Origin of the sequence: Kitasatospora sp. NPDC092286, from assembly GCF_044755565.1 — a bacterium.
GTDB lineage: Bacteria > Actinomycetota > Actinomycetes > Streptomycetales > Streptomycetaceae > Kitasatospora.
Window position 1 is genome coordinate 26,003 of sequence record NZ_JBIVRD010000003.1, and the last position, 24,824, is coordinate 50,826.

The window sequence follows — 24,824 nt, forward strand, 5'->3', positions numbered from 1 at the left end:
TCACCTGACCGCAGCAGCACGGGTATTCGTCGCACGACCGGTCAGTTCGTCCACTGCTAGCGTCGCGTTCGGCGAATGCGCCATGCTCGCCGTCCCCCGCTCCTTCCGAAAAGGAAGAAGAAATGGCCACTACGGCTCCTGACATCATCACTCTCAAGATCGAGAAGATTTTCAATGCCCTCGACACCGACCACAACGGGTACGTCGAGTGGAGCGACTTCCAGCAGCTCGTCGACCGGCTCCTGACCGAGTACCGGCTGGACCGCGGTGACCGCCGGGCCACGGCCCTCCACGCCGGGTACGCCATGTTCTGGCAGGAGCTCGCCCGCCACGCGGACGCCAACGGCGACCAGCGGATCTCCAAGGACGAGTACATCGCGGCGGCCCGCGCCTCGATCCTCGACAACAGCCGCTTCGACTCGGTCGACGGCCTGAGCAATGTGCTGTTCGACGTCATCGACGTCAATGGCGACAACGAGATCGACAAGAGCGAGTTCGCCCGGTTCCTGGGGAACGTCTGGGGTGTTCCGGCGCCCGACACCGCAAAGGCGTTCGCGGCCCTGGACACGGACGGCGACGGACGGATCTCCCGTTCCGAGTTCGTCCGGGCCGCGCGTGAGTTCTTCATGTCCAACGACCCGGCGGCGCCCGGCGGTCGGCTGTTCGGAGCCGTCTGACGCCTTCTCGATCAGTCGGTTCGCGGCCGGGCCCGGTCGCACGGCGCGCAGCCGTGCGGCCGGGCCCGGCCATGTGTCACCCGGCCGACGGCCGGATCCGTGGCCGGTGGTTGGGCCGGTGGAGTGAACCGCTTCGAGGTGGCCCGGTATCTGTCCGCGGTTCACCGTCCACGGCAGTAGGTTCCGGCAGCGGGCAGGCAGGCGTGGTGCGGAAGAGGTGCGCGTGATGACAGGGGTGCTCGACTGCCGGGGTGTCACGGCCGACGGCCTGATGCGGGTCGATGACGCGGACTGCGGGCCCGAGTGGCTCAGGGCGGCTCTCCAACTCGCGGTCCTGCTGGAGCTCGCCACGATTCCCGTCTACTCGTGCGGCCTCTGGTCGATCAAGGACCCGCACGCCGACGACGCCGTTCACACGGCGCTTCGCGACATCGTCTTCGACGAGATGACCCACCTCGCCCTGGCGGCCAACATCCTCCGCGCCACGGGCTCCGCGCCGGTCCTGACCGACCCGCGCACCGTGCCGGCGTATCCGGGGCCGCTGCCCGGGGGCCTTCGGCCCGGTCTGACGGTCCACCTCACCGGGCTCGACCGGCAGGCCGCCGACATGTACGCGCGCATCGAGCTGCCCGACCGCCCGCTCGCCGCCGACGCCGGTGCCAGTACCGGTGCCGGCGGCACCATGGGCGCGTTCTACGCCAAGGTGAGGACGGCCGTCGCGCACAACCGGCACCTGTTCGACGCGGACCCGGGCCCGCAACTGGACGTCGACCTCTCCAAGCGGTACGCCGGCGGCAGCGCCATCACCCCCATCCGCGGCTGGCAGGCCGCGGACACCGCCATCGGCGTCATCATGGAGCAGAGCGAAGGCACCGGAGACCGCCCGGACAACCCCTACCCCGCCGGCCCGGGCGAGCCGGCCCACTACTACGTCTTCCGTGAGATCGCCCGCGGCCGCAAGCTCGCCAGAACCGGCGAGGACGGCGAACCCGGCGTCCCGGCCTGGGACTTCACCGGCCCTCCGGTCCCGATGCCGGCGACCCACCCCATGGGGCGCGTGCCCGGCGGGGGCTGGGCGAACGACCCGGTCAACAGGCCCACCGGCGGCGTCGAGGTCGTCCTCGACGACTTCAACGCCCACTACAGCTCCATGCTGCGGGCCCTGGAGTCCGTGTGGCGGGCGACGTCGAAGGCCGCCCAGTACGCCGAGCTCAGCAACGCGATCAGGTCCATGGGGCACATGCGGGCCCTCGCGCGCGTCCTGGTCCGCATCCCCCTGCCGGACGGCCAGGGGGCCACCTACGGACCGGAGTTCCGCTACGTCGACCGGGAACCCTGACCGCGCCTCCGCCGCCCCGCCGGGCGGGATCCGTACCGCCGAACCCCCAAACGAGAGGAGAACCGGTGACGCCCCCCGCGTACACCCTGGCCAGTGCCCCCGGTGCGCTGCCCCTGCTCGGCCACACGCTCGCGCTGGTACGCAGGCCGCTGGAGCTCGTGGCGTCCCTGCCCGCCCATGGCGACCTGGTGCGTATCCGCATGGGCCCGCACCGGGCGTACGTGGTCTGCCATCCCGACCTCGTCCACCGCGTCCTGACCGAGGACCGCACCTTCGACAAGGGCGGCCCGTTCTACGACAAGTTCCGTGAGGCCGCCGGCGACGGGATCTCCAGCTGTCCGGCCTCCGCCCACCGCCGGCAGCGCAGGCTCGTCCAGCCCGCGTTCCACCACACACGGCTGCCGGGCTACGCGGCGACGATGACGCGGGAGATCGCCGCCCTCACCCGGCACTGGCACCACGGCCAGGTCCTGGACGTGCCCACCGAGATGAGCCGGCTCTCCGCCGCCGTCACCGCCGGATGCCTGTTCACGCTCGACAGCACCGCCCTGCCCGGGGTGTTCGACAGCGTCACCGCGATCAGCACCTCCGTCGCCCGGCGCGTGATGCTCGCGCTGCCGATGGCCGACCGGATCCCCACCCCCGCCAACCGGCGCTTCGCCCGGGCCCGCGCACACCTGCGCGAGCTCACCGAGGTGCTGATCGCCGACCGCCGCGCCACCGGCGTCCACCAGGACGACCTGCTGTCCACCCTGCTGACCGCCCGGGACCAGGACGGCCGGGGCCTGACCGACACCGAGATCCACGACCAGCTGGTCACGTTCGTCATCGCGGGGGTGGAGACCACCGCCTGTACGCTGTCGTGGGCCTGGCACCTGCTCGGCACGCGCCCGGACATCCGGGCCCGGGTCCAGGCCGAGGCCGATGCCGCCCTCGGCGGCCGCACCGCCCGCTACGAGGACCTGCCCGCGCTCGGCCTCACCCGCCGGGTCGTCGCCGAGACCCTGCGCCTGTACCCGCCGGGCTGGCTCATCACCCGGAGGACCACCGCCGACACCGAACTCGGCGGCCACCACCTGCCCACCGGCACCACCGTCGTCTACAGCTCCTACCAGCTCCACCACCGCGCCGACCTCCACCCCGACCCGGAGTCCTTCGAGCCCGACCGCCCGCACCGGGGCCCGAAGCCCGCGCACGGCAGCCTGGTGCCGTTCGGCGGCGGCGCCCGCAAGTGCCTCGGCGAGACCTTCGCCCTCACCGAGACGGTCCTCGCCCTCGCCTCCATCGCCGCCCACTGGCAGCTGCGGCCCGTTCCCGGACCGCGCGTCCGCCCCTCTCGCCGCGCCACCCTCGGCCCCCACCGGCTCACCATGCGCCTGCACCGCCGCCACGCGACCGGCGCCCTGGCCGGCTGAACCCGGGCACGGCAACGAGCCACCACCAAGGAGACACCCAGTGCCCAGGACCAGCGTCGCGGTGATCGGCTCGGGAGTGGGCGGGCTGACCGCCGCCCACCTCCTCCAGCGCTCGTACGACGTCACCCTGTACGAGGCCGCGCCCAGGATCGGCGGCCACGCCGAGACCCACACCGTGCCCGACGGGGCGGGCGGGAGCGTCGCGGTCGACACCGCCGTGATGATGGTCCACGCCCGGGGCAATCCGCACCTGATGCGCCTGTTCGACGAACTCGGCGTCACCACCAGGCCGTTGGGAGAAATCACGCTGAGTGTCGTCTGCGAGGAATGCGGATTCGCGAACCCGGACGCCCACGACCTGCGCAGGCCCCCGCCCCAGCCGCAGGCGGTGCCCGCGGCCGCGTGGCAGCGCGTCACCGAGCAGACGAAGCGGTTCTCCGACGACCTGACGGCCGCACTGGGCGCCACCGCGGCCGACCGCACCCTCCACGAGCTGATCGACGCCGGGGAGTACGGCGACTACGTCGTCGAGCACGTCATCATGCCGGTCATGGTCACCATGGGACTCGTCCCCGCCGACCACGTCCGGCGTTTCCCGCTCGGCCACCTCTTCGAGACGCTGGACCACAACGGTGTCCTGGCCGGTGACAACGGCTGGCGCTCCGTCGTCGGCGGCACCGCCTCCTACGTCGAACGCATCGCCGCACGGCTGACCACCGTCCTGCGGTCGACCCCGGTCCGCTCCGTGCGCCGAACCGCCCGCACCATCGACGTCCGCGACGCCACCGGCACCGTCCGCTCCTTCGACAAGGCCGTCATCGCCACCCACCCCCGGCACGCACTGGACCTGCTGGCCGACCCGTCCGGGCTCGAAACGCGAATCCTCGGCGTCTTCGACTACGTGGCCAACCCCGGTGTCCTGCACACCGACGCCTCCGTACTCCCCACCGCACCGGGCATGCGCCGCACGCACAACTACCGCCAGAGGTCGTGCCGCCCCGTGAACGCGGCACCCTCGCTGAGCATCGACCTGAACCGGCTCCAGGGCATCGCCTCGGCCGCCCACCACATCGCGTCCTACAACGACGAGGCCCGGCGGGCCTCCCCCGCCACCGTCATCGCCCCGCTCAGCTACGAACACCCCGCCTGGACCCCCGAGAGCGCCGCCGCGCAGCGGCTCCTGCCGCTCGTCTCCGACCACCGGCTGGCCTTCGCCGGCGCCTACCACCACGCGGGCGGCTACCACGAGGACGGCTGCCTGTCCGGAGTGCGCGCCGCGGCATCGCTCGGCGTCCCCTGGTGACAGACGGCTCCCCCGGCACGGCGCAGCGGCCGCGCCGGGAGCGCCCTCCGCCACCGGGCCCGTCACCCGCCGCGTACGGCCCGTCCGCGCGGCCCGGGCACCACCGCGTTCCCGCCCGTCACAACGAGGAAGCGTTCCAGCCCGGGCGTGTACGTACTCACCGTCGACACGCCGTTGGAAGCCCGGTGCAGCACGCACGCGAACGGCCGGAACCCGCGCGCGCCGAGCATCGCGACCAGGTCGTCCAGGTGCCCCCGGGCCGTGGCCGGTGCGGCGGTCTCCCGGAACGGCACCTCCACCGCGCCCGCGAGGTGCGGCCCGAAATCCGCCCGCCCGGCGGCCAGCAGCCGCGGCCGGCGCCTCAGCGCCCCGAAATCGCGCGGCACCCACAACGCCCGCTCCGCGGGCGCGGAGATCTGCAGCAGCTCGCGCAGCGCGCGCCGCACCGCATGGGCCGCCGACAGCGAAGCCCCGTACCCCTGGAACCTGAACCCGCCGTCCGGCGCGGCATGGGCGCAGTAGGCGGGCACCCCCAGATCGGTCGTCATCTCGATCAGCCGGACCCGCCGCCCCACCCGCCGCTCGGCGTACCCGAGCAGAGCGGCGAGGGCGTCCGGCAGGGTGCCGGGGTCGACCAGCCGCAGCCGCGCCGGAGACGCCACGAGGAAGGTGTCGACGAGCAGGAGCGAGAAGGCGTCGCGCTCGACCGTCTCGGCCAGCGCGTGCACCACCGCTTCGGTGGTCGAGGCACCGCTCGCGGTACCGCTGTTGTTGCTGTAGCGCGAGGCCGACGCGTACGCGAACGTGTCACCGGCCAGGCCCCGCAGCCGAGCGCCCTCCGCGCTGCTCACGTACGAGGGACAGGTGAGCAGGAGCGGAACGTCGAGCGTCCCCGTGCCGCACAGCGCGGTATGACGGCGGCAGGCCACCCCTGCGGCGGGGCTCCGTGCCAGCAGGGGGACCCCCGGTTCGTCGGCCAGTTCGCCGGCGGCGAGGTCGCCCGCGCGGTGCCGGACCAGGTCCTCGGGGCGCACCCGGGCAGCGTGACTGTGGTAGTGCTCAAGTGCCTCGAACAGCGCGCCCACCCGTGCCGCGGCCGGGTCGCCCTTGCCCGATCCGGTGGCGCCGGGCGGCCGGGAGCCGTCCGTGCGCAGCAGGTCACAGCGCCACGCGTCGCCACGGTCCGACAGCCGTGCCACCAGGCCGGCTTCGGCCGCGGCGTCCTGCCCGCGGCTCCACGCCTCGACCAGGTCCAGTTCCCGCTCCCCTGCCTGGACCGGGGTGGTGGTGGTTCGGGGTGATGTCGTCATGGTCCGGCCCGGCCCGGGGCCGGGCGCTCCTTCCTACGGCGTGGTCGGTGCTGCGGACACACGCCGGGTGGGCGCCGGCCCGATGCCGTACGCCCACCCGGATGTGAGCCCCGGAGGTCAGTTCGCGTCGCCGGCGCTGTTCTCGATCTCGTCGAGCTGGCGCTCCTCCGCCGGGGTCAGGTCCTCCCCTTCCGGCGACGCGTCGTTCAGGCACCAGGCTGCATCCGCACCCATGACATCTCTCCCTTCGGTGAAATCGAGTAGCCGATCGGCTACGGCAGGGGGCGTTCCCCGGGGCGTCGGTGGCGAGCACCTGCGGTGGCCGGAACACCGGGACAGCGCAACGCTTTCACCCGCGCGGGGCAGCCGGCGCCCGTCGCTCGGCCATCCGGCGGACCGGGCCGACCGGGCCGGGCCGCCGGGGCGGGGCGGGGTGGACGATGGAGTGAGTGGCGAGTCGCGCTCCGCCGACCGTCCTGGCCGGGCCCAGGAACCGGGTGGAGGGTGCCGCGAGGAAGGAGCCGGAGATGGCAGCGTCCGCTGGAGGCCTCGTCCGCACGGTGGCGTGGGTGGTGGAACGTCCGGGCCCGATGGCGTCGGGCCCGTTGAGACGCGTGGAGCGAACGGTCTCCGAACCCGGTCCGTGGGAGCTGCTGGTCGAGGTGGCCGCCTGCGGTGTGTGCAGAACGGACCTCCACCTCGCCGAGGGCGACCTCGGGCCGCACACCCCGCGGTGCACGCCGGGCCACGAGGTCGTGGGCCGCGTCCTTCACCGCGGCCATGAGGTGCGGGACTTCTCCCCCGGTGACCGCGTGGGTGCGGCCTGGCTGGCGGGTACCTGCGGCGTGTGCCGGTACTGCCGGGCCGGCCGCGAGAACCTCTGCCCGGACTCGCGGTACACCGGCTGGGACATCCACGGCGGCTACGCCCGGTACGCGGTGGTCGACGCCCGCTTCGCCTACCGGCTGCCGGAAGGGCCTCCCGACGAGGAACTGGCGCCGTTGCTGTGTGCCGGGATCATCGGCTACCGGGCCCTGGAGCGGGCCGAACTGCCGGCGGGCGGCAGGCTGGGGATCTACGGGTTCGGCGCCTCCGCGCACCTGACGGCGCAGCTCGCCCTCGTCCGGGGTGCCACCGTGCACGTCCTGACGCGCGCCGAGGAGGCCCGGCGGCTGGCGCTGGAGCTGGGCGCGGCGTCCGCCCGGGGCGCGTACGAGGCACCGCCGGAGCCGCTCGACGCGGCGATTCTCTTCGCGCCGGTCGGCGACCTGGTACCGGTGGCCCTGTCCGCCCTGGACCGCGGCGGAACGCTGGCGGTGGCCGGCATCCACCTCAGCGACATCCCCGTGCTCGACTACCAGCGGCATCTCTTCCAGGAGCGGACGCTTCGCAGCGTCACCGCCAACACCCGCGAGGACGGCCGCGCCTACCTGGCCGAGGCCGCCCTCCACCACCCGACCGTCCGCGTTCGGCGGTACAGCATGGACCGGGCCGACCGGGCGCTGGCGGACCTGGCGGCCGACCGGGTCACCGGCGTCGCCGTCCTGCTCGCGGACTGACAGCGCGCGGGAGAACCCGGACGTGGCATTTCGCGACGGCGGCCGGCTTCGACCGGGCTGCTCTCGTCAGGACGCCGGGTGGATCCGGGGGAACCGGGGCAGGGCAGCTCAGCGGATGCCGCGTTCTCGCAGGCAGCGGCTCGGCGTGGTACCGAGGGTGCGGCGGAACGCGGTGTGGAAGGCGCCCGCGGTGGCGTAGCCGACCGCGTGGGCGCGGCCGTCGACGGGGGTGGGGGCCTCGACGGGCAGGGCCGGGAGCGGTCGCAGGAGGTCGAGGACCACCGCCGCGGCCCGGTCACCGGCCCCGGCCGGCCCAGGGCCGAGATCGCCTTCCGGGCCGTCAAGGCCGGGCGGACCGGGCGTCTCCGCGCCCGGCGGCGGAGGAACCCGGTCGCCGGGAGGGGTCAGGCCGACGGTCCGAGCAGGAATCCCAGCAGGTCGAACTCGCCCGGCGAGGGCAGCGCCTTGCGGTGCAGGCCGGCGAGCATGGCGGCCACCGCGGTGGTGACCGGGGCGGTGCGGGTCCGCTGCTCGGCCCAGCGCCAGTCGCCGTCCGGGTTGACCTCCAGGAAGACCGGCGTGCCGTCGCTGATCAGGAAGTCGAACGCGCCGTAGCGCAGCGACATCGCGGCGGCCAGGGTCCTGGTGGCGGAGGCCACCGCCGGCGGCGGCGGCACGGGGCGGATCTCCATCCGGTCGGGTGCGGTCCAGGGGTCGGCGGGTGAGGCCTTGCCGACCTGGAACGTGTGGAGCCGCCCGGCCACGTAGTAGACGCGCAGCTCCGCCTCGTGCTCGACGTACTCCTGCACGATCACGGGCGGCCCGGGGCACGGACCGGCGGGCAGGCCGTGCGGGCCGTCCCGCTCGACGACCGTGGGGAAGACCCCGGTCAGCCGCCCCGGCGCCGGTTCGACGAAGTGGTGGTGTGCCGCCTTGACGACCAGCCGCGGGCAGTCGAACTCGTCCCGGGCGTGGGACGGGTCGGTGGTCAGCATCGTGCGCGGCACCGCGATCCGGTGCCGCCGGGCGAGCCGCAGCTGGGAGAGGATCCCCGGCCGGCCCGGGCGGATCGTCGTCCCGGAGACCGCCGCCAGCTGGCCGGCCGCGGCCTGCCAGGACTCCCGTACGAACACGGTGTGGGCCGGATCCCGCGTGCTCTCGATCGCGGACACCGAGAAGTGCCTGATCCAGGTCACCGTGGGGGTCAGCCAGCGGCCGTTCAGCCGGACCGCACGCCCGTCCGGGGCGACGAGCAGGTCGGTGGCGACGAGTTCCTCGGCGTTCAGCCGGGCCGACCGGATCCCCGCGGCACCGAGCAGGTTCTGTACCGCGTCCAGGTCGCCGTCGCACGCGCGGCTGAGCAGCAGCACAGCCGGGACGGGCCGGGGCCGGACGTCGACGACCCGGGCGGGTTGCCCGAGCTGGGCGAGAAAGGCCGGGTGACCGTCAGCCATCGCCGGTCAGCCGTCGCCGTCGGGCGGCAGGTCGTCGGGCGGCAGGTCGTCGGCCAGCAGCTCGTCGGCCATCACCAGGAGCTTGGCCACCGTCGCGCCCACCTGCTCGGATGCCGTGGGCAGCCGCTCCGCCACCCGTTGCAGCAGGGCCGTGTCGAGCCGCGGGAGCCGGGCCTTCCCGGCCCGCGCGCCGTGCTCGGCGTCCCTCGACCGGAGCTGGAGGAGCAGCTCCAGCACCGTCGCCATCTCGGTCGCCAGCAGCCCGAGGGAGGCCATGTCGCCGAGGTCGCAGCGCTGCCGGCTGTCGCGGTCCAGCACCTCCAGCACCCCGACGCAGTCGCCCGCGCAGATGAGCGGCGCGGCCATGATGCTGCGCGGCACATAGCCGGTGAACTCCGCCGCCTTGCGGGCGAACCGGGGGTTCTCCGACACGTCGTCGATCACCAGCGGCTGGCCGGACACCATCGCCCAGCCGGCGATCCCGGTGCCGCCCGGAAACCTCGTCCCCAGCAGATGGTGCTCGCCCTCGCCGGCGACCGCCTCGAAGACCAGGTCCCCGTTCTCCTCGTCCACCAGGAGAACGGAGGCGGCGGCCGCGCCGAAGACGCTGCGGGCGACCTCCACGATCGACTGGAGCAGTCTGCGCTGCGGGATCTCGGCACTCTCCAGCGGGTCAGTCGCCACGTGGGCCTCCATCGGGTACGGCTACGTTCTCGGCGGCCAGGTAGAGGACGGACTTGAGCTGGAACGGCGTGAGCGAGCGGTGCTTGCTGAGGATGAGCGCGCAGATGCCCGCGATGTGCGGGGTCGCGAAGCTGTTGCCGGTGCTGAGCAGCTGCCGGTGGCCGGGGCCGGCCACCGGCACCCGGACACCCCGTGCGTAGAACTCGACCGGCGGTGACGGGTTGTAGTAGTAGGTCATCGGGTTGGGGACATCGTGGCTGGCGACCGAGATGACCGAGGCGAACGGCCACGGGTAGCTGCGCACCGGCATGTTGTGGGCCGACGCGACGATGACACAGCGCCGGAAGTAGGCGGAGTCCGACAGGTCGCGCAGGCCGTCGCGGAAGTCGGTCTTCGTCGTCGAGAGGCTCATGTTGATGACGTCGAAGCCCTCCTCGATGGCCCAGGTCAGTCCGGCCAGCAGGGCGGCGCCGCTGCCGTGCCTGCCGCTGGACAGGACGCGCACCGAGGTGAGCGACACCGCGGGGGCGATGGACCGGATCACGCTCGCGCAGGCCGTGCCGTGCCCCGCCGCGTCGCCGGGTTCCGTGGGCGTGACGGTGAGGTCGCCGTCCTCTCCCCTGGTCACGTCCATGGCCCGGTCGAGCCCGCCGACCAGCGGGTGGTCGGCGTCCACGCCGCTGTCGAGCACGCAGACCCGGACCCCGGAGCCGTCCGCGTCCCCCCAGGCCCACTCCGGGGTGACCGGGCCGAGCGGGCTGACGTCGAAGGGCTCCTGCGGCATCACGGACGCGGGCATGCTCCACGCGGGCACGCCCGGGAAGTGGTCGCGCGGTGGCCTGCGCCAGGGCGGGAGGTCATTCACCGGTACCACCCGGCCCCGGTTCGCCGGCATCGAGCCACGCGCGGACCCGGGCGGCCGGCAGCGTGGCGCCCTTGGCCTCGAACCTCCGCAACGCCTCGGTCCCTTCGGCCGTCGCCCGTCCGGTCGTCCCGGCCGCTCTGAGCACGATCGCCAGGTCGAAGAGGGCCTCCCCGGTCAGGCACAGGTCGTCGGAGCCGGCGGCCAGGGACCGGGCCGCCATGGCTTCGGCGACCGCCTCCTCGTGGCGCCCCCGGGCGGAGGCGATCCGGCCGCGCAGTGCGGCCGAGCCGAGCCGCGCCCGCAGGCCCGCCGTCCCGGCGTCCCGGTCGATCCGGTCCAGCGCCGACGCGGCGACGGCCACCCGGCCCTGGGCGAAGAGCTCCCTGGCGATCGCGACCTCGGTGCTCCGGGTGTCCGGGGCGTGCTCCGCGGCGCGCAGCACGCCCAGGCTCTGGCGGTATCGCGCTTCGGCCGCCTCGTGTGCCCCGGCCAGCGACTCCACGAAGCCTGAGGCGTCCAGCACCACCGCGTCGGCCAGGTCGAGGTGCACGTCGCGGGAGTACGTCAGCGCGTCGGCCAGGGTGCGTCGTGCGCCGTCGAGGTCGCCGCCGAGCGCCTCCAGGTGCGCCCGGGTCACCAGCACCGGGATGAGCAGGGTGCGGCCGGCCGCGAACCGGTGGCCGAGCATGGCGCACAGCTCCAGCCCGGTGGCCACCGGCGTCGGCGCCCACTGCGCCAGCTCGCAGACGGCGCAGAGCAGCCGGTCCTCCTCGTAACGGTCGTTCATGGCCCGCGCCCGCGCCAGCGCGTGCCCCAGCGAGGCTTCGGCGGACGCCGCGCGCTCCGCGGCGAGTTCGAGGTAGGCCCGCAGCTGGTGCAGCCGGCACCAGCTGAGTTCGTCCCCGGGGTCGTGCTCCAGCTCCGCCGCGATCCCGGCCGCGGCCGCCGCCACGGATTCGGGCGGCGCCAGGCCGAGCCGGAGCTCGACGATCCCGCGCTGGACCGCGCAGGTGGCCGCGGACCTGCGGTCGCCGGGCAGCGCGGCCTCGGCGGCGGCGAGCGCGCCGCGGCACCGCTCCTCGTCCTGCAGCCAGAGCCCGGCGTCGCAGAGGTGCAGTGCGAGCGCCGTCTGGCGGGGATCCCCGCCCGGCAGCAGCTCCCGCCCGCGCTCCAGCAGCTGGACCGCCGCGGGCAGGTCCTTGCGGGCCAGGGCGTTCATGCCCTCCGCGATCAGGGTGTTCGCCGCCGGCCCGGCCAGCACGGGCAGTCGCGGGTCACCCGGCCGCAGCTGCCGGCGCAGTCGGCAGGTGGCCTCGACGTGGTACGCCACGGCCATCGCGTCCTGCGGCTGCTCCCGGGAGAACCATTCGGCCAGGAAGTCGTGCCAGCGCTCGCGGCGGGTCTTCGGGGTGAACTCGTAGGCGGTGTCGCGCAGCAGTGCCTGGGCGAAGCGGAAGGTGCCGGCCGGGCCGCGTTCGAAGACGCGCCGCCGGGCCAGTCCGGCCATCGCCGCGTCGGCCGCGGCGGCGCCGGTGCCGTCCGCTTCGGCCATCACCCGCAGCAGCTCCCGGGTGAACTCGCGCCCGATCACCGCGGCGAGCTCCAGCAGGCCGCGTTCGGTTCCGGGCAGCTGGTCCAGCCGGGCGCCCAGCATCGCCTGGATGGTGGGCGGGATCTGGGTGCCGGGGGCGGTCTCGGCGAAGACGTCCATGAGCTGCTCGGCGAACAGCGGATTGCCGTCGCAGAGTGCGGCGACCCGGCTGTTCACCTCCTGGTAGCCCTGCGGATAGACGTCGTTGCGCAGCGTCAGCTGCCCGACCAGTTCGGCGGTCTGATCGGTGGTCATCGGTCCGAGCTCCAGCGTCGTCGCGCAGGGCTTCCCGCCGCCCCAGGCGCTGCGGATGTCCAGCAGTTCGGGGCGGGCGACGCACAGCAGCAGCACGGGGACGCCGTGCAGCCAGGTCGCGACCTCGTCGATGAGGTCCAGCAGGGTCTCCTCCGACCAGTGCAGGTCGTCCCAGACCATGATCACGGACCGTGACCGGCCGAGGGTTTCCAGGAGGGACCGCACCGCCCAGGCGATGTCCTCGACACCGACCTGGCCGGGGCCCCCGTTCTGGTCCACGACCGTGCCGAGGGTGTGCGCCACCAGGCCGTGGGCCGGCGTTCCGCCCGCCGGGTCGGTGTCCTCCGCCAGGAGCCGGGTGAGCGCCGGCCAGCCGCCGGGGAGCGAGCCGAGCATCTCGGCCAGCGGCCGGTAGGTGATCCCCCGGCCGTAGGACGAGCAGCGTCCGGACAGCACGGTCACCTCACCGTCCGGCAGGGTGGCGAGGAACTCCCGTACCAGACGCGACTTTCCGATCCCGGGCGCGCCGATCACCGTGGCCAGGCACACCTGTCGCCGCCGCCGGACCCTCCGGAAGCTGTGCTCCAGTTCCTCCAGTTCGTCGGCCCGGCCGATGAACGGGGTGGTCGGCGGGGCGTCGGCGACCAGCACCGGAGCGGTGACCCGCCAGGCCGGCACGGGGTGGGCCTTGCCCTTCAGCCGCAGCGGGGCGACGGGCTCGATGCCGACCTGCGAGCGCACCATGGCGGCGGTGTCGGCGCAGAGCAGCACCTCGCCCGGCCGGGCGGCCGTCTGCAGCCTGCTGGCCGTGTTGACCGAGTCGCCGATGACCCGGAAGTCGTCCCCCGCCCTGGTGATCACCACGACGTCACCCGTGCAGACGCCGGCCCGTGCCTCCAGCTTCACCTGGTACTCGGCGTCGAGTGCGGCGGCGAGGCCGGCGAGCGCGGCGAGCGCCCCGGCGGCGGCGCGCACCGCGCGCACCGCGTCGTCCTCGTGGACCACGGTGGCGCCGAAGGCGGCGAGGATGGCGTCGCCGATGAACTTCTCCACCACCCCGCCGTGTTCGGCGATGCAGGCTTCGCAGCTCGCGAAGTACCGGTCCATGACCTGCCGCAGCGGCTCCGGGTCCAGCCGTTCCGCGAGCGCGGTCGAGCCGACGAGGTCCAGGAACAGCATGGACACCTTCCTGCGCGTCTCGCGCTGTGCGGCGCCGGCCGCCAGCGGCGCGCCGCAGCCGGCGCAGAACCTGTCCGAGTCGGCGGCGCTCCGTCCGCACGCGGGGCAGTTCACTGTGCGCCCTTCTCCAGGGCGGGTTCGGACGGCTCGGGTTCGGACGCGGCCGGGTCGGACGGCGCAGGGTCGGACGGCGCTGGGTCGGACGCGGCGGCCGGCGCGGTGTCCGTGACGGGGAGGGCGATCCGGGCGTAGACGCCGGAGAGGACGATGACGACTCCGGCCGTCGTGAGGATCGTGTCGATCGGGCCGAACCGCAGGCCCGCCACCGAGCCCGAGAAGTCCCGCAGGCCGTTGCTGGCGAGCCAGCCGGAGACCACCGCGGCCAGCATCGACGCCAGTTGGGTGGCCGGATAGAACACCGCGACCACCCGGCCCCGGAACTCCCGGGGGGCCGCGGCGAGCAGCAGCGGTGACATCGCGGTGTTCAGCATGGTGAGCGGAACGGCGAAGACGAAGAGCAGCGCCACCGCGGCGGGGAAGACGACCTGCCGGGAGTACAGGACCAGCAGGGTGCCGCTCACCAGCAGGCCCATCCAGGTGGTTCTCCGGGCACCGATCCACTGCACCACCCGGCCCGAACCCAGCGCGCCGAGGATCCCGCCGATCCCCATCGCCATGCCGAGGTAGCCGTACAACCGGGCGGACACGTCCAGGTTCCTGGTGGCGAAGAAGACGTTCAGGGTGCCCAGGGCGCCGATGCCGAACTGGCCGATCACGGCGAGCAGCAACAGCGCCACCAGGAACCGGCTGCCCGCGAAGAAGCGCACGCCCGCCGTGAACTCCTTGACCAGCCCGGGCCGTTCGGCGCCCGGCCGGTCCCGGCCCGCGGCCGGTGCGGGCCGGGCGTCCACCGAGCGGATGGCGATGTACGACACCAGGTAGGAAACCGCGTTGAACAGCAGCGCCCACTGCAGGCCGACCGTGAACAGCAGCGGCGCGGCGAGCGGCGGTCCGATGATCCAGGCGGTCTGACCGGTCGCCTGGGCGATCCCGGCGGCTCGCGCGCGGTCGGCCTCCCCCGTGACGAGCTCCGCGATGACCGAGAACCGCGCCGGTGCGAAGAACTGGCTGGCCGCGTTGAGCACCAGCACCGTCCCATAGATCAGGCCGAGCCACACCCCGATCGGGAGGTCGCCGGCCGGCAGGAAGGAGACGGCGGCCAGCACGGCCACCAGCCCGCCGCGGACCACCTCGGTGCGGAGCATCGTGGCACGTTTGTCCCAGCGGTCGACGAACACGCCCGCGACCGGGCCGACGCACAGCACGGCTATGCCGGTCGCCAGCACGACACCGCTGACCGCCTGCGGTGCCCACGGCTTCCCCTTGACCAGCACGGTCGCCACCCACAGGACCAGGGTGGTGCTGAAGACGGCGTCTCCGACGGACGAGACCGCCTGCCCGAACCACAGGCGGGTGTAGTCGCGGTTGATGAGGGTCAGCCGAAGCCTCATGAGGCTCGCGCCGATGAGACGGCCAGCGACATGAGGGCGGTCACCAGGGTCGTGTGATAGGCCTTCTCGAAGAACGCTCCGGCCGGTTCCGCCGCCGTGGCCCTGGTACTCGCCGACCGTCCGGGAATCGCGCCGTCGGGCCGCTGGGCCCGGGCCAGGCACTCGACGGCGGCGACGCCCAAGGGCGTGCGGAGCGGATCCGCTCCCAGGCAGGCCTGGGTCATGACGAGTTCCGCGACCAGATCCCACCAGTCGTGCCGGACGCAGTACTCCAGCGTCCGGCGGACCAGTTCCGTCGCGCCGGCCACCGCGTCGTCGGACAGCGCCGGGCCGGTCCGGCCGAAGTCGCTGAAGTAGAAGGCGGAGTGGGTGATGCCGTACGCCTCCGCGATGGTGACCGGCGGCGCGTCGTCCGAAGCCGTGCTGTCCGGCGGCGCGTCACCCGGCGCCGGCTGGTCCGCCTGGTCCGGCCGGTCCGTTCCCGGCGCCGCGGCGGCCAGTGTGACGAGCACGTTCTGCCCGGCGAGCTCCTCGTAGGGTTCGATCGTGTGGCGGACCCCCGCCTTGTCCGCGTAGTACCGGAACTCCAGTCGCTGGTAGGGCGACTTCCCGCGCGGTGACAGGTCGTCGTCGGTCAGCCGCGCCAGCCCGGCCCGGCACTGCGTGTCATCGATCCCGTCGGGTGCCAGCGCGGCGTAGACCAGCGCGTACTGGGCGGCGTACCTGGGACTGCCGGTGATGAGCCGCGGGAAGTCCGGGTGCTGCCAGACCGTGCGGACCACGGCGGTCGCCTTGCCCAGCCGGGCGTCGTCCTCGTCGCCCAGCCGCGCCCAGCAGTGGCAGAGCAGCGCCAGCTCCAGCGCGGCCTTCGCCTTCCCGTGCTCCAGGGGCCGGGCGCTCGCCGAGTACGGATCGAAGTAGTCCAGGTTCCGGACCAGCCAGCCGAGCGCGCCGGCCGACAGCCGGTCGAGATCTGATGACATGTCTACAGTCGCCCCGTCTCATCCAGGTAGTCGAGCAGGGCCGCGTCCACGGTGTCGTGGAAGGCCGCCAGCGTCCGCTCGTCCTCGCCGTGCCGGTACAGGTCCTCGCACCCGACCCACCGCTCCCGGGTCTGTGCGCCGGGCAGGTATCCGCCGGTGACCGTGCCGACCTCCCAGTCGGGCCTGCCCGCGGTCTCCCAGCAGCTCGACAGCGTCCCGTCCGCGCTCACCACCGCGCCGTAGCGGCCGTCGCCGTAACCGCAGGTGGAACACGGCTGATGGGACTGCGGGCGGCTCACGCCGAACCCGAGGTCGAGCGCCCGGCGCTGCCACCTGGTGAAGCGGGCCGACAGCTCTCCGCCGTGCAGCAGGTCGTTCCCGTAGCCGACGCCCACGTCCCCCACCTGGGCGAAGTACAGGGTGCACCGGTCGGGGTCGAGCGCCGCGGCGAGCCGGTCGATCAGCGCGTCGACCCCCTGGAAGGTCTCCTGGGAGACGTTCACCCGCAGGATCCACCGGACCGGGGCCGCCTCGGACGCCCGGACGATGTTGCGGACGATCGTGTCGAAGGTCCCGCTGCCGTGCGACCTCCGGACCCGGATCCGGTCGTGGTCGGGGCGGTCGCCGTCGAAGGTGACCTGGATGGACTCCAGCCCGAGCGCGGCCAGTCGGCCGGTCAGCGCCGGGGTGAGCAAGGTGGCGTTGGAGATCATCCAGGCGGACACCAGCCCGTGGTCCGCCGCTCGCTCCAGCAGTTCCAGGCAGCCGCGCGGGTTGAGCAGGGGCTCCCCGCCGAACAGCAGGATCCTGAGCCGCTCCAGGCCGGCCGCGGCCATCTGCCGCTCGGTGAAGTCGAGGATGGAGGTGATGGTCTCCGAGGTCAGACGGGTCTGGGCGATCCGCGGCGGGCGGCTGCCGCCGGCCGGATCCTGCTCGGTGTTCTGGAAGCAGTAGCCGCAGCCCAGATTGCAGTGCGTGCTCGTCAGCACCGTCAGCGCGTAGGTGCGCGGCGGCGCGGCGGGCAGCAGTCCGTGCTCGCGGAGCCGGCGTTCGGTGCCCGGCCGCAGTGCTCCGTCGGCGGTCAGCTGCCCGGGACGCAGGCGGGCCACCCCGCCGCCCGGGCCCAGGAACCACCAGTTCCGCTTGCCCTGGAGGATGCGCACGCCGTCGACGCGGTCGGCCTGTGCCCGGCTCACAACGCCTCCCGCACGGCCGGTGACCGCTCCTCGGTGACCACGCCGCCGGCCGGCCGGCCGGCGGCGTGTCCGCGCGAGACGATCACTGCGGCCAGCGCCGTCACCAGGGTCGCCTGGTACGCCACCCGGAAGAACTCCACGGCGGTCGCGGCCGCGTCGGCCCGGTCGGTGGCGGACCGTCCGGGGATCGCGCCGCCGGACGACTGGACCTCGGCGAGCATCGACAGACCGGCCGCCCCCGCAGGGGTCCGCAGCGGATCGATGCCGAGGCAGTACTGCGCGAGCACGAGCTTTCCGACGAGGTCCCAGTCCCCGCGGTCCACGCGGTGGTCGGTGAGCCGGCACACCGTGCGGCGGGCCCGCTCCAGGTCCTCGCCGGTCAGTCCGGGATCACGGAAGCCGAAGTCGCTGAGGTAGAAGACGGTGTGGGTCACGTCGCACACGTCCAGGCCGGCCACCGACCGCCCGTCACCGTGCCGGGCCAGCAGGCTGGCTTCGTACAGCTCCCGGTAGGAGTGCAACCGGTGCCCGACGCCCGCGAGATCGGCGTAGTACCTGGTCTCCAGATGGAGGTACGGCGACTTCCCGCGCGGCGTCAGAAAGCCGTCGTCCTCGACCCGGGCGAGCGCGGCCCGGTGCGGCCCTCCGGCGAGCCCGGCGGGTGCCAGCGCGCCGTATATCAGCTGGAACGCCCGTGCGTAGCGCGGGTCGAGGGTGAGCAGGCGCGCGTGGTCCGGGCTCTGCCAGACCCGTTCGACGGTCGCGGCCACCTGGCCCAGGCCCGGGTCCGACGGCGCGGCCTTCTCCCAGCAGCGGTACAGCAGGGCGAGTTGCAGCAGCGCCTTCACCCGAGGGGTCACCGGCAGCTCGGCACGGCCTGACGCAGAGTCAAGATAGGCCGAGTGCAGCCGTATCCACCGTAGCGCTCCCTCCGACAGCCTCTCCACGGCCGCCTTGTCCAGGCCGGTGGACCGAGTACCCATGCTTCTCCCTAGTCCTGGAGGTCGCGGACCGCTGAGCCGCCCGCTCGATGACATCGGCCGCGCGGACCGGGTTGTTCGCCGCGGCGAGCCGGTGGCCGAGTTCGCGGGCGCGTTCCCGCAACAGGTCGTTCTGCCAAGCCGATTCGAGCGGACCGGAGGGGTCCGGCGTCACCGCTCTCGGGATGTGCGCGGCGACACCGGCCCGCAGACAGGCCCCGGAGAGCAGCGGCTGCTCGGCGCCGTTGGGCGAGACCCCGAGGACCCGGCCGCGCACCAGTGCGGCCAGCACCGGGGCGGACGTGCCGTTGGTCAGCACCAGTCCGGCCAGATCGATGAGCGGCCCCATCCACGGCTTGCGCACGAGCAGGATGTCGGCGCCGGGCGCGGGCCGCGGATCCGTCGACCGCCCCTGCTCGACCACGGCCTGGAACCGGCCGTCGGTGAAGGTGGCGTTGAGGCGGGGCCACGGGGTGCCACCCCCGAAGAAGCGGCCCAGATGCACATAGACGACGGGCTTGCCGGACAGCTCCACCTGGGCCCTGACCGCCGCGAGCTCGGCCTGGTCGGCGGCCGGCTCCCACGCCAGCGGCCCGACGTGGTGCACCCGTTCGGGCAGCACCGCTCCCGGACACTCCAGCACGGGGTCGCCGCGGAGCAGCAGCGCGTCGCCCAGCAGCGGGCTCTCCGGCCACCGGGGACGCCGCCCGGCCAGACCGGCCTGCTCCCGGGTGGCGGTGTACAGCTCCAGGCACGCGTGGGTCCGGTTCTTCCTGGTCCGGCCCAGCTGCGGCTCATCGTCCCCGCCGGCCCGGTAGTTCCACAGGTGGACCGAGAGCCCGATCACCACCACCGGAATGTCCAGCGCCTCGGCGGCGAGCAGGGCGCCGTTGCACAGCACCGAGGTGACCAGCAGGTCGGCCCCGGCCTGCCGGGCGGCGCGCACGGTCGCCCGGTACTGGGCCGGCCCGGTGGTGCCCCAGCAGGCGGCGGAGAAGGCCCGCCGCCCGCCGAAGTCCTCGGCCGCCGCGAACGGCAGGCCGGCCTCGGCCGCGACGGGCGCGGCGGCGGACCGGCCGAGCACGCCGACCTGGTGACCCCGGCGCCGCAGCTCACGCCCGGCCGCGATCGCGGGGTAGAGGTAGCCGCCGTCACTGAGCGGGCAGAGCAGGATGTTCACGGCGCCTCCGGGGCGGTCGGGCGTCGAGCGGGCCACCCGGCCTCCGGCAGCCTGTGCCGGAGGCCGGGCGGCCCGCTCAGTCCTCACGACTCGACGTGTCGGGTCAGAGCGCCGAGCTGTTGTTGACGATGCAGCCGGCGGTGTCGTCGTGCGCACCGTGCGCGACGACGTCGACGTCCTCCTCCTCGGCCTCGACCTCGGTCGGCTCCGGGTTGATGTCCTCGGACATGCTGTCCTCCTCTGCGATGGCGGCGTCCGCTACGCCGGTTCAAGAGAAACCTTGCGGATCTCCGGTTTGACGGCGACTGGCCAGCGGTTTGATATCGGTATGACGATTGGTCAGCGGCTCGACACCGTCCCGCACAACCCGCCCGGCAGGGCCCGGGGATCGACGTGTCGGGTCAGAGCGACGCGGTCAAGTTGACGATGCAGCAGGCGTCGTCGTCGTGCGCACCGTGCGCGACGACGTCGACGTCCTCCTCCTCGGCCTCGACCTCGGTCGGCTCCGGGTTGACGGACTCGGGCATGCTGTCCTCCTCTGCGATGGCGGCGTCCGCTACGCCGGCTCGGGAGACACCGTGCGGGCCCCCGGTATGACGACGGCTGGCCGGCGGTTCGACAGCGGCATGACGATCAGTCAGTGACTCGACGCCGGTACACGGTCGGCCGCGCGGGCCGCCAGCTCCCGCGCGTAGGCGTAGGGCAGCGCCGGCATCTCGTACTGCACCGTGTGTGCGAGCACCTCCACGTTCGGGACGGTGAGCAGGCTGGCCTCCAGCAGGTGCTCCAGCACCCGCACCGCCGTGTCCGGGTCGGAATCCAGCACGGCGGCGGCCTGCTCCAGCGTGAACACCGGCTCCGCGAGCCTGCCGAGCCGCAGGACCGCCCAGTGCGCGGCCTCGGGCAGGTCCTCGATCGACTCGGCCAGCCGGGCGCGCACCGCCGAGTCGCCCCCGCACAACTCGTCCAGCAGAGCCCTGGTGCCCGCCATCCGCGCGCCGTACTCCCGCAAGGGCACATGGCGCAGGAAGGCCAGCCGGTCGGCCACCAGCCGGACGCCGAGGGGCAGCAACCCGGCCGCCCTGACGATCCGCCCGGCGGACTCGCGGTCCGCGTCGACCCGGTCCATGCCGATCACCCGGCCCAGGAACTCCACCGCCTCCTCCGCCGCGAAGGGCGAGAGCCAGAGCCGGTGGGCGCCCTCCAGACCGATCAGCCGGGGCCGGGCCGTCACCACGACGGCGCTCTCCCCGGCCTCCGGCAGCAGCGGCCGCACCTCGCACTCCCGCCGGGCGTCGTCGACGACGACCAGGGCCCGGCGCCCGGTCAGCCAGAGTTGCCAGGCCCACCGCGGGTCCGGCGGGCCCGGCTGTTCCGGCCGGCCGGGCGAGGCCGCGGCCAGCAGCTGGCGCAGCACGTCCTCCAGCGGCCGCAGTCTGCCGTCCTCGCCACGAAGCCGCACGAACAGGCGGCCGTCCGGGAAGTGGTCGCCGAGCCGGTGCGCGACGTGGACCGCCAGCGCGGTCTTGCCCGCGCCGAGCGGGCCGGTCACCACGGCCAGCCGGTTGCCGCCCCGGACCAGCCCGTCCGTCAGGTGCCGGGTGGCCGACACCCGCCCCGTGAAGGCCGGCGGATCGCAGGGCAGCAGGTTCGGCGGGACCTCCCGACGCGGGCGCGGAGCGGCCGGCCGCGGTTCGGCGGGCACCTGCTCGCACAGCAGCGAACGGTAGAACCGGGCCAGCGCCGGGCTGGGCGGCAGCCCGAGCTCGTAGGCCAGCGACTGACGCAGCTCGTCGTAGACCGCCAGGGCCTCGGAGCGCCGCCCCGCCTGGCACAGCGCGGTCATCTGCAGCATGCGCAGCCGCTCCCGGAACGGGTGCTGCTGAGCGATCTCGGTGACGCGCTCGATCGCGGCGGGCCCGCCGCCGGCCGCGATCTCCGCCTCCGTCCAGTCCTCGAAGACCCCGAGGAAGCGCCGGTCCAGCCGTTGAGCGGCGGCGTTGATCAGTGGTACGTCCCGGAACCCGTCCAGGGCCGAGCCGCGCCACAGCGCCAGGGCCTCGGCCAGTTCGCCGGCCCGGGCCCGCTGCTCGAAGCAGAGCGAGTCGAGCTCCCCGACCGCCGCGTGGAGCACGTACCCGCCGGCCTGGTGGCTGATCCGCGAGCCGGACTCCGCGCCGACCAGCCGGCGCAGCGCGGATATGTACACCTGAATGTTCTTGCGGGCCGTTCGCGGCGGCGCGTCGTCCCACAGCGCCTCGACCAGGGCGTCGAACGACACCCGTGAATTCGCCTGGCACAACAGCGCGACCAGGAGAATCTGCTGTTTCCGCGTTCCAGGGTCCACTGAACGGCCGTCGTCCAGCACTCGGAGAGGGCCGAGAATCCCGAAACCAACGGCCATGTCACGCCAACTTGATAGCGGTGGAATGCCCTTCTACCTCGGCGTCCGAAACAGCGTCCAGCCGCTCTTTGACGGAGTTGAGGACCGCCACCTCGTCCTCGGTGAGCCGGGAGAGAACGTCCTGCTGCTCCGGCGTCAGCAGATCGACCGGGTTCCCCGCTTGCCGAAGGGCGGCGAGGGCGTCAAAGGTCATATTCCCCTCCTGTGTCGTGTCCCAGAACGTCATCGTCCTCGGCCCGGGCGACGCCCATGGGACCTCTGGCCACAGGGCGCCACCGGCCGGAGCCGATGCGACAACCAGCGCGAAGAGTCCGGCCTGAAACCTGGACTGAAGTCTCAGTTCCGCCGGCCGCGCTGCCCTCATGCTGACGCCAGTGCCCGGCACCGGCAAGAGGGCGTACCAGCCCTGATCGTGCCAACATATCTGTGAGGCAAAGGGTTTGGGACGTGACCGGACATCCGGAAGGGCCCCTGGACCAAGGCGCGGAGGCCCGCCGGAATCGATCGCGGCTCGTCGGCCGTTCCACACCGGTCGGTGGCGACGAGGGGGGTCAGAAAATGACCTCCCGGCCGGCCCGATCGCCGACTACGGTGCGGTCATGCGCACGCAGCCCCCGGGCGGCGGACCCTCGACGCCCCCGCCGGGCCTGCTCGCGGTCCACGCCCGTCCTGACGCCCCGCACCGGTACGGCCGACCCGCCCGGCCACTTCGCCGGAGGGTGGCCCGGCGGGTGGCCGGACGGGTGGCCCGACGGGTGGAGGCGGTCGGGCATCCCGGCGCCCCCTCGGCCGTTTCACCCGCTCCTTTCCCCCGCGGCCAGAACATGAGGAAAACTCATGTTCGTGATTCGCCGCCGGAACACCGGATGCGGCACAGTGGCCCCATGAGCGCGGACACGAGGAGCCACCAGGCGGCCGGGCGGACCGGGCCTGCCCGGCGGCGGCCGGTGCAACAGCGCAGCCAGGAACGCTACGAGCGGATCCTGGACGCCTGCGCCGGGCTGCTCGACGAGGCCGGCGCCACCGCGCTCACCACCAAGGAGGTCGCGCACCGCGCCCAGGTGCCGATCGGCACGCTCTACCAGTTCTTCTCCGGCAAGGAGGACCTGCTGGCCGCGCTGGCCCACCGCAACCTCGACCACTACCTCCAGCGCCTCGACCGCCGGCTGTCCGCCGGGGCCCCCGCCGGACCGGCCGGGTTCACCGACCTCGCGGTGGACGAGTTCGTCGCGATGAAGCGGGACGTCCCCGGCTTCGGCCAGGTGGACTTCGGCCTGGCCGGCACGAGTGGCCCGACCGGTTTCCGGGGCGACCGGCACCTGCTGGACACCGATCTGGACAACAACGCGGCCGTCGCGCTGCGGCTGCAGGCCCTCGGCGGCGAAGTGTTCGCGGCGGCCGACCCGGTGGCCCTCACCATCGGCCTGCGGGTCGCGCTGGAGGCGGCCGACGCGGTGCTCAATCTCGCCTTCCGGAGCGATCCGGACGGCGACCCGGTGCTGATCGCCGAATGCAAGCGGTTGGTCCGCTGCTACCTTGCGGAGCAGCTGGGACACGATTGAGCCGAGGCGTTGCGAGCCCGCTCCCGCCGCCGCACAGTGGAAGCAGAACGGCCGCCGAGGCGGCCACCGCGACCCGAGGAGCAGACCATGCACGCAGCGGTAGGTGACCAGCTCCACATCCACAGTCGGTCGGTGGGCATGGTGGACCAGAAGGGCGAGATCATCGAGATCCGCGGCACCGAGGGCGAACCGCCGTACGTGGTCCGCTTCGAGGACGGCCACACGGGCCTGATCTACCCAGGCCCCGACTGCGTCGTCGAGACCCGCCAGGCAAGTCACTGACGCGCCCGCCCGCCGGCCGCCGCCCGGTACCACGGAGGCGGCCGGGGGCGGCGGCGTGCGGCAAAGCGGCCGACGCCCGGCGTCAGCGCAGCGGGAACACCTCGAACGGCACGGCGAACCGCACCCCGAGCCGGCAGCCCGCGCCCCGGCCGAAGCCCTCCAGGAACTCCCGCGGGTCGCCCATGGCGCCGCCCAGCCCGGCCAGATAGGCCCGGTGCTCCTCCAGCGAGGCCACCCCCCGGTCGAAGTACCCGGTGGTGTCCACCGCGTGCCGCGCCAGCGGCGAGGCGACCGCCCAGATCTCCCGCACCCCGTTCCAGGGCTCGTGGCCCTCGGCGGTCAGCTCGCGGAACACCCACCGGTTGCCGGCGTCCCTCACCGCGTCCAGGGTGGCCCGGCCGACCGCGATGTGGTCGGCCTGGTTGAGGAGCGTCCCGCCGTACGTCTCGCGGAAGTTGCTGGTGATCACGATGTCCGGGCGGTGGCGGCGCACCGCGCGGGCGATGTCGCGGCGCAGCGGCAGACCGTACTCCAGCGCACCGTCCGGGTAACCGAGGAACTCGACGGTGTCGACGCCGACCACGGCGGCGGAGGCGATCTGTTCGGCCTCGCGCAGCGGGCCGCACTCCTCCGGGCTCAGCGAGTCGATCCCGGCCTCGCCGCTGGTGACCATGACATAGACGACCTTCTTGCCCTGGGCCGTCCAGCGGGCGACGGCGGCGGCCCCGCCGTACTCCATGTCGTCCGGGTGGGCGACGACCGCCAGCGCGGTCTGCCAGTTCTCGGTGACGGGCTCGAACGGCTCGGGTGCCTGCTCGCTCATGGTGGTGCTGCCTTTCCGGGCGGGTGCGGTCGCGCGGTCGTACGGCCTTTCCTTCGGACGGTCGTACCGCAGGTGACTCTAGAAGATCACCGTCCGGTCGGCCGCCGGACACCGCTGCCACCCCGGTGGGCCTGCCCCTGACGCACGGGTCAGGGATTGCGTCCCGGCACCCGCAGCGACCGGCCGCGCTGAACGCCGAGATCGAGCGGCTCACCCGGCTGCGCGACGGCCTCGCCCGCCACGCCGCTACGGGCGGGGCGGGCGAGGCCGAC

The 24,824-nt window shown here is 73.7% G+C and carries 23 protein-coding genes; 7 read left to right on the top strand and 16 right to left on the bottom strand.

The features are described 5' to 3' along the window. The first annotated feature begins 122 nt into the window (after positions 1-122). The 4 genes from ACIQIB_RS04730 (at position 123) to ACIQIB_RS04745 (ending at position 4,734) form a co-directional block, all read left to right on the top strand. A complete protein-coding gene (locus ACIQIB_RS04730; RefSeq protein ID WP_400756649.1) occupies positions 123-677 on the top strand; it encodes an EF-hand domain-containing protein in 555 nt (184 codons plus the stop codon). A 226-nt stretch (positions 678-903) separates the two neighbouring features. Then, the gene (locus ACIQIB_RS04735) at positions 904-2,016 is read left to right on the top strand and encodes a ferritin-like protein (RefSeq protein WP_363608113.1); all 1,113 of its coding nucleotides are present in this window, start codon (positions 904-906) and stop codon (positions 2,014-2,016) included. A gap of 65 nt (positions 2,017-2,081) precedes the next feature. Continuing rightward, the gene (locus ACIQIB_RS04740; RefSeq protein ID WP_363608114.1) at positions 2,082-3,431 is read left to right on the top strand and encodes a cytochrome P450; all 1,350 of its coding nucleotides are present in this window, start codon (positions 2,082-2,084) and stop codon (positions 3,429-3,431) included. Between the two features lie 40 nt (positions 3,432-3,471). Beyond that, positions 3,472-4,734, top strand: coding sequence for an FAD-dependent oxidoreductase (locus ACIQIB_RS04745; RefSeq protein WP_400756650.1), 1,263 nt, complete (start codon positions 3,472-3,474; stop codon positions 4,732-4,734). 62 nt (positions 4,735-4,796) lie between these two features. Here ACIQIB_RS04745 and ACIQIB_RS04750 read toward each other — a convergent pair whose 3' ends face one another. Beyond that, positions 4,797-6,044, bottom strand: a complete 1,248-nt coding sequence (locus tag ACIQIB_RS04750) for a YcaO-like family protein (RefSeq protein WP_400756652.1) — start codon at positions 6,042-6,044, stop codon at positions 4,797-4,799. A gap of 527 nt (positions 6,045-6,571) precedes the next feature. Here ACIQIB_RS04750 and ACIQIB_RS04755 point away from each other — a divergent pair. Continuing rightward, on the top strand, positions 6,572-7,603 hold the full coding sequence (locus ACIQIB_RS04755) for a zinc-binding alcohol dehydrogenase family protein (RefSeq protein WP_363608117.1): 1,032 nt from the start codon (positions 6,572-6,574) through the stop codon (positions 7,601-7,603). A gap of 108 nt (positions 7,604-7,711) precedes the next feature. Here the strand turns inward: ACIQIB_RS04755 and ACIQIB_RS04760 are convergent, their stop codons facing one another. From ACIQIB_RS04760 to ACIQIB_RS04825, 14 genes are all read right to left on the bottom strand, one after another. After that, positions 7,712-7,885, bottom strand: coding sequence for a hypothetical protein (locus tag ACIQIB_RS04760; protein ID WP_400756654.1), 174 nt, complete (start codon positions 7,883-7,885; stop codon positions 7,712-7,714). Positions 7,886-8,007: 122 nt separating this feature from the next. Then, positions 8,008-9,057: a hypothetical protein gene (locus tag ACIQIB_RS04765; RefSeq protein ID WP_363608118.1), complete on the bottom strand. Its 1,050-nt coding sequence runs from the start codon at positions 9,055-9,057 to the stop codon at positions 8,008-8,010. Between the two features lie 6 nt (positions 9,058-9,063). Then, complete coding sequence (locus ACIQIB_RS04770) at positions 9,064-9,741, bottom strand: GAF domain-containing protein (RefSeq protein WP_363608119.1); 678 nt, start codon at positions 9,739-9,741, stop codon at positions 9,064-9,066. Further along, positions 9,731-10,606: a S8 family serine peptidase gene (locus ACIQIB_RS04775; protein WP_363608120.1), complete on the bottom strand. Its 876-nt coding sequence runs from the start codon at positions 10,604-10,606 to the stop codon at positions 9,731-9,733. Before ACIQIB_RS04775 ends, ACIQIB_RS04770 begins: the two co-directional genes overlap by 11 nt. Further along, a complete protein-coding gene (locus ACIQIB_RS04780; RefSeq protein ID WP_400756658.1) occupies positions 10,599-13,745 on the bottom strand; it encodes an AAA family ATPase in 3,147 nt (1,048 codons plus the stop codon). Before ACIQIB_RS04780 ends, ACIQIB_RS04775 begins: the two co-directional genes overlap by 8 nt. Then, positions 13,742-15,142 (bottom strand): MFS transporter, encoded by a 1,401-nt coding sequence (locus ACIQIB_RS04785; RefSeq protein WP_400756660.1) that lies wholly within the window; start codon positions 15,140-15,142, stop codon positions 13,742-13,744. Before ACIQIB_RS04785 ends, ACIQIB_RS04780 begins: the two co-directional genes overlap by 4 nt. Beyond that, positions 15,139-16,125: a DUF6895 family protein gene (locus tag ACIQIB_RS04790; protein ID WP_400756662.1), complete on the bottom strand. Its 987-nt coding sequence runs from the start codon at positions 16,123-16,125 to the stop codon at positions 15,139-15,141. The genes ACIQIB_RS04785 and ACIQIB_RS04790 overlap by 4 nt, the downstream gene beginning before the upstream one ends. 2 nt (positions 16,126-16,127) lie before the next feature. Continuing rightward, positions 16,128-17,321 carry a radical SAM protein gene (locus ACIQIB_RS04795; RefSeq protein WP_363608124.1) on the bottom strand — a complete coding sequence of 398 codons (1,194 nt, stop codon included), beginning with the start codon at positions 17,319-17,321 and terminating at the stop codon, positions 16,128-16,130. Then, positions 17,318-18,304 carry a DUF6895 family protein gene (locus tag ACIQIB_RS04800; protein WP_400756664.1) on the bottom strand — a complete coding sequence of 329 codons (987 nt, stop codon included), beginning with the start codon at positions 18,302-18,304 and terminating at the stop codon, positions 17,318-17,320. The genes ACIQIB_RS04795 and ACIQIB_RS04800 overlap by 4 nt, the downstream gene beginning before the upstream one ends. Next, complete coding sequence (locus ACIQIB_RS04805; protein WP_400756665.1) at positions 18,210-19,517, bottom strand: glycosyltransferase; 1,308 nt, start codon at positions 19,515-19,517, stop codon at positions 18,210-18,212. The genes ACIQIB_RS04800 and ACIQIB_RS04805 overlap by 95 nt, the downstream gene beginning before the upstream one ends. A gap of 67 nt (positions 19,518-19,584) precedes the next feature. Then, positions 19,585-19,710, bottom strand: coding sequence for a hypothetical protein (locus ACIQIB_RS04810; protein ID WP_363608127.1), 126 nt, complete (start codon positions 19,708-19,710; stop codon positions 19,585-19,587). Positions 19,711-19,882: 172 nt separating this feature from the next. Continuing rightward, a complete protein-coding gene (locus ACIQIB_RS04815) occupies positions 19,883-20,008 on the bottom strand; it encodes a hypothetical protein (RefSeq protein WP_400756666.1) in 126 nt (41 codons plus the stop codon). 110 nt (positions 20,009-20,118) lie between these two features. Continuing rightward, positions 20,119-21,885: a BTAD domain-containing putative transcriptional regulator gene (locus ACIQIB_RS04820; RefSeq protein ID WP_363608129.1), complete on the bottom strand. Its 1,767-nt coding sequence runs from the start codon at positions 21,883-21,885 to the stop codon at positions 20,119-20,121. A gap of 1 nt (position 21,886) precedes the next feature. Further along, positions 21,887-22,078 (bottom strand): aroma-sacti cluster domain-containing protein, encoded by a 192-nt coding sequence (locus ACIQIB_RS04825; protein ID WP_363608130.1) that lies wholly within the window; start codon positions 22,076-22,078, stop codon positions 21,887-21,889. Positions 22,079-22,769: 691 nt separating this feature from the next. Here ACIQIB_RS04825 and ACIQIB_RS04830 point away from each other — a divergent pair. Next, the gene (locus ACIQIB_RS04830; RefSeq protein WP_400651497.1) at positions 22,770-23,447 is read left to right on the top strand and encodes a TetR family transcriptional regulator; all 678 of its coding nucleotides are present in this window, start codon (positions 22,770-22,772) and stop codon (positions 23,445-23,447) included. Positions 23,448-23,534: 87 nt separating this feature from the next. Continuing rightward, the gene (locus ACIQIB_RS04835; protein WP_363608132.1) at positions 23,535-23,729 is read left to right on the top strand and encodes a DUF1918 domain-containing protein; all 195 of its coding nucleotides are present in this window, start codon (positions 23,535-23,537) and stop codon (positions 23,727-23,729) included. Between the two features lie 82 nt (positions 23,730-23,811). On the opposite strand, the gene ACIQIB_RS04840 is transcribed toward ACIQIB_RS04835, so the two are convergent. Beyond that, on the bottom strand, positions 23,812-24,552 hold the full coding sequence (locus ACIQIB_RS04840; RefSeq protein ID WP_363608133.1) for a PIG-L deacetylase family protein: 741 nt from the start codon (positions 24,550-24,552) through the stop codon (positions 23,812-23,814). Between the last annotated feature and the right edge of the window lie 272 nt (positions 24,553-24,824).

Bases quoted from the DNA above. Each gene is read 5' to 3' on its own strand.
- ACIQIB_RS04800 (WP_400756664.1), bottom strand. From the start codon at position 18,304: ATGGGTACTCGGTCCACCGGCCTGGACAAGGCGGCCGTGGAGAGGCTG.
- ACIQIB_RS04825 (WP_363608130.1), bottom strand. From the start codon at position 22,078: ATGACCTTTGACGCCCTCGCCGCCCTTCGGCAAGCGGGGAACCCGGTC.
- ACIQIB_RS04750 (WP_400756652.1), bottom strand. From the start codon at position 6,044: ATGACGACATCACCCCGAACCACCACCACCCCGGTCCAGGCAGGGGAG.
- ACIQIB_RS04790 (WP_400756662.1), bottom strand. From the start codon at position 16,125: ATGTCATCAGATCTCGACCGGCTGTCGGCCGGCGCGCTCGGCTGGCTG.
- ACIQIB_RS04765 (WP_363608118.1), bottom strand. From the start codon at position 9,057: ATGGCTGACGGTCACCCGGCCTTTCTCGCCCAGCTCGGGCAACCCGCC.
- ACIQIB_RS04755 (WP_363608117.1), top strand. From the start codon at position 6,572: ATGGCAGCGTCCGCTGGAGGCCTCGTCCGCACGGTGGCGTGGGTGGTG.
- ACIQIB_RS04810 (WP_363608127.1), bottom strand. From the start codon at position 19,710: ATGTCCGAGGACATCAACCCGGAGCCGACCGAGGTCGAGGCCGAGGAG.
- ACIQIB_RS04730 (WP_400756649.1), top strand. From the start codon at position 123: ATGGCCACTACGGCTCCTGACATCATCACTCTCAAGATCGAGAAGATT.
- ACIQIB_RS04820 (WP_363608129.1), bottom strand. From the start codon at position 21,885: ATGGCCGTTGGTTTCGGGATTCTCGGCCCTCTCCGAGTGCTGGACGAC.
- ACIQIB_RS04815 (WP_400756666.1), bottom strand. From the start codon at position 20,008: ATGCCCGAGTCCGTCAACCCGGAGCCGACCGAGGTCGAGGCCGAGGAG.
- ACIQIB_RS04840 (WP_363608133.1), bottom strand. From the start codon at position 24,552: ATGAGCGAGCAGGCACCCGAGCCGTTCGAGCCCGTCACCGAGAACTGG.
- ACIQIB_RS04830 (WP_400651497.1), top strand. From the start codon at position 22,770: ATGAGCGCGGACACGAGGAGCCACCAGGCGGCCGGGCGGACCGGGCCT.
- ACIQIB_RS04735 (WP_363608113.1), top strand. From the start codon at position 904: ATGACAGGGGTGCTCGACTGCCGGGGTGTCACGGCCGACGGCCTGATG.
- ACIQIB_RS04785 (WP_400756660.1), bottom strand. From the start codon at position 15,142: ATGAGGCTTCGGCTGACCCTCATCAACCGCGACTACACCCGCCTGTGG.
- ACIQIB_RS04835 (WP_363608132.1), top strand. From the start codon at position 23,535: ATGCACGCAGCGGTAGGTGACCAGCTCCACATCCACAGTCGGTCGGTG.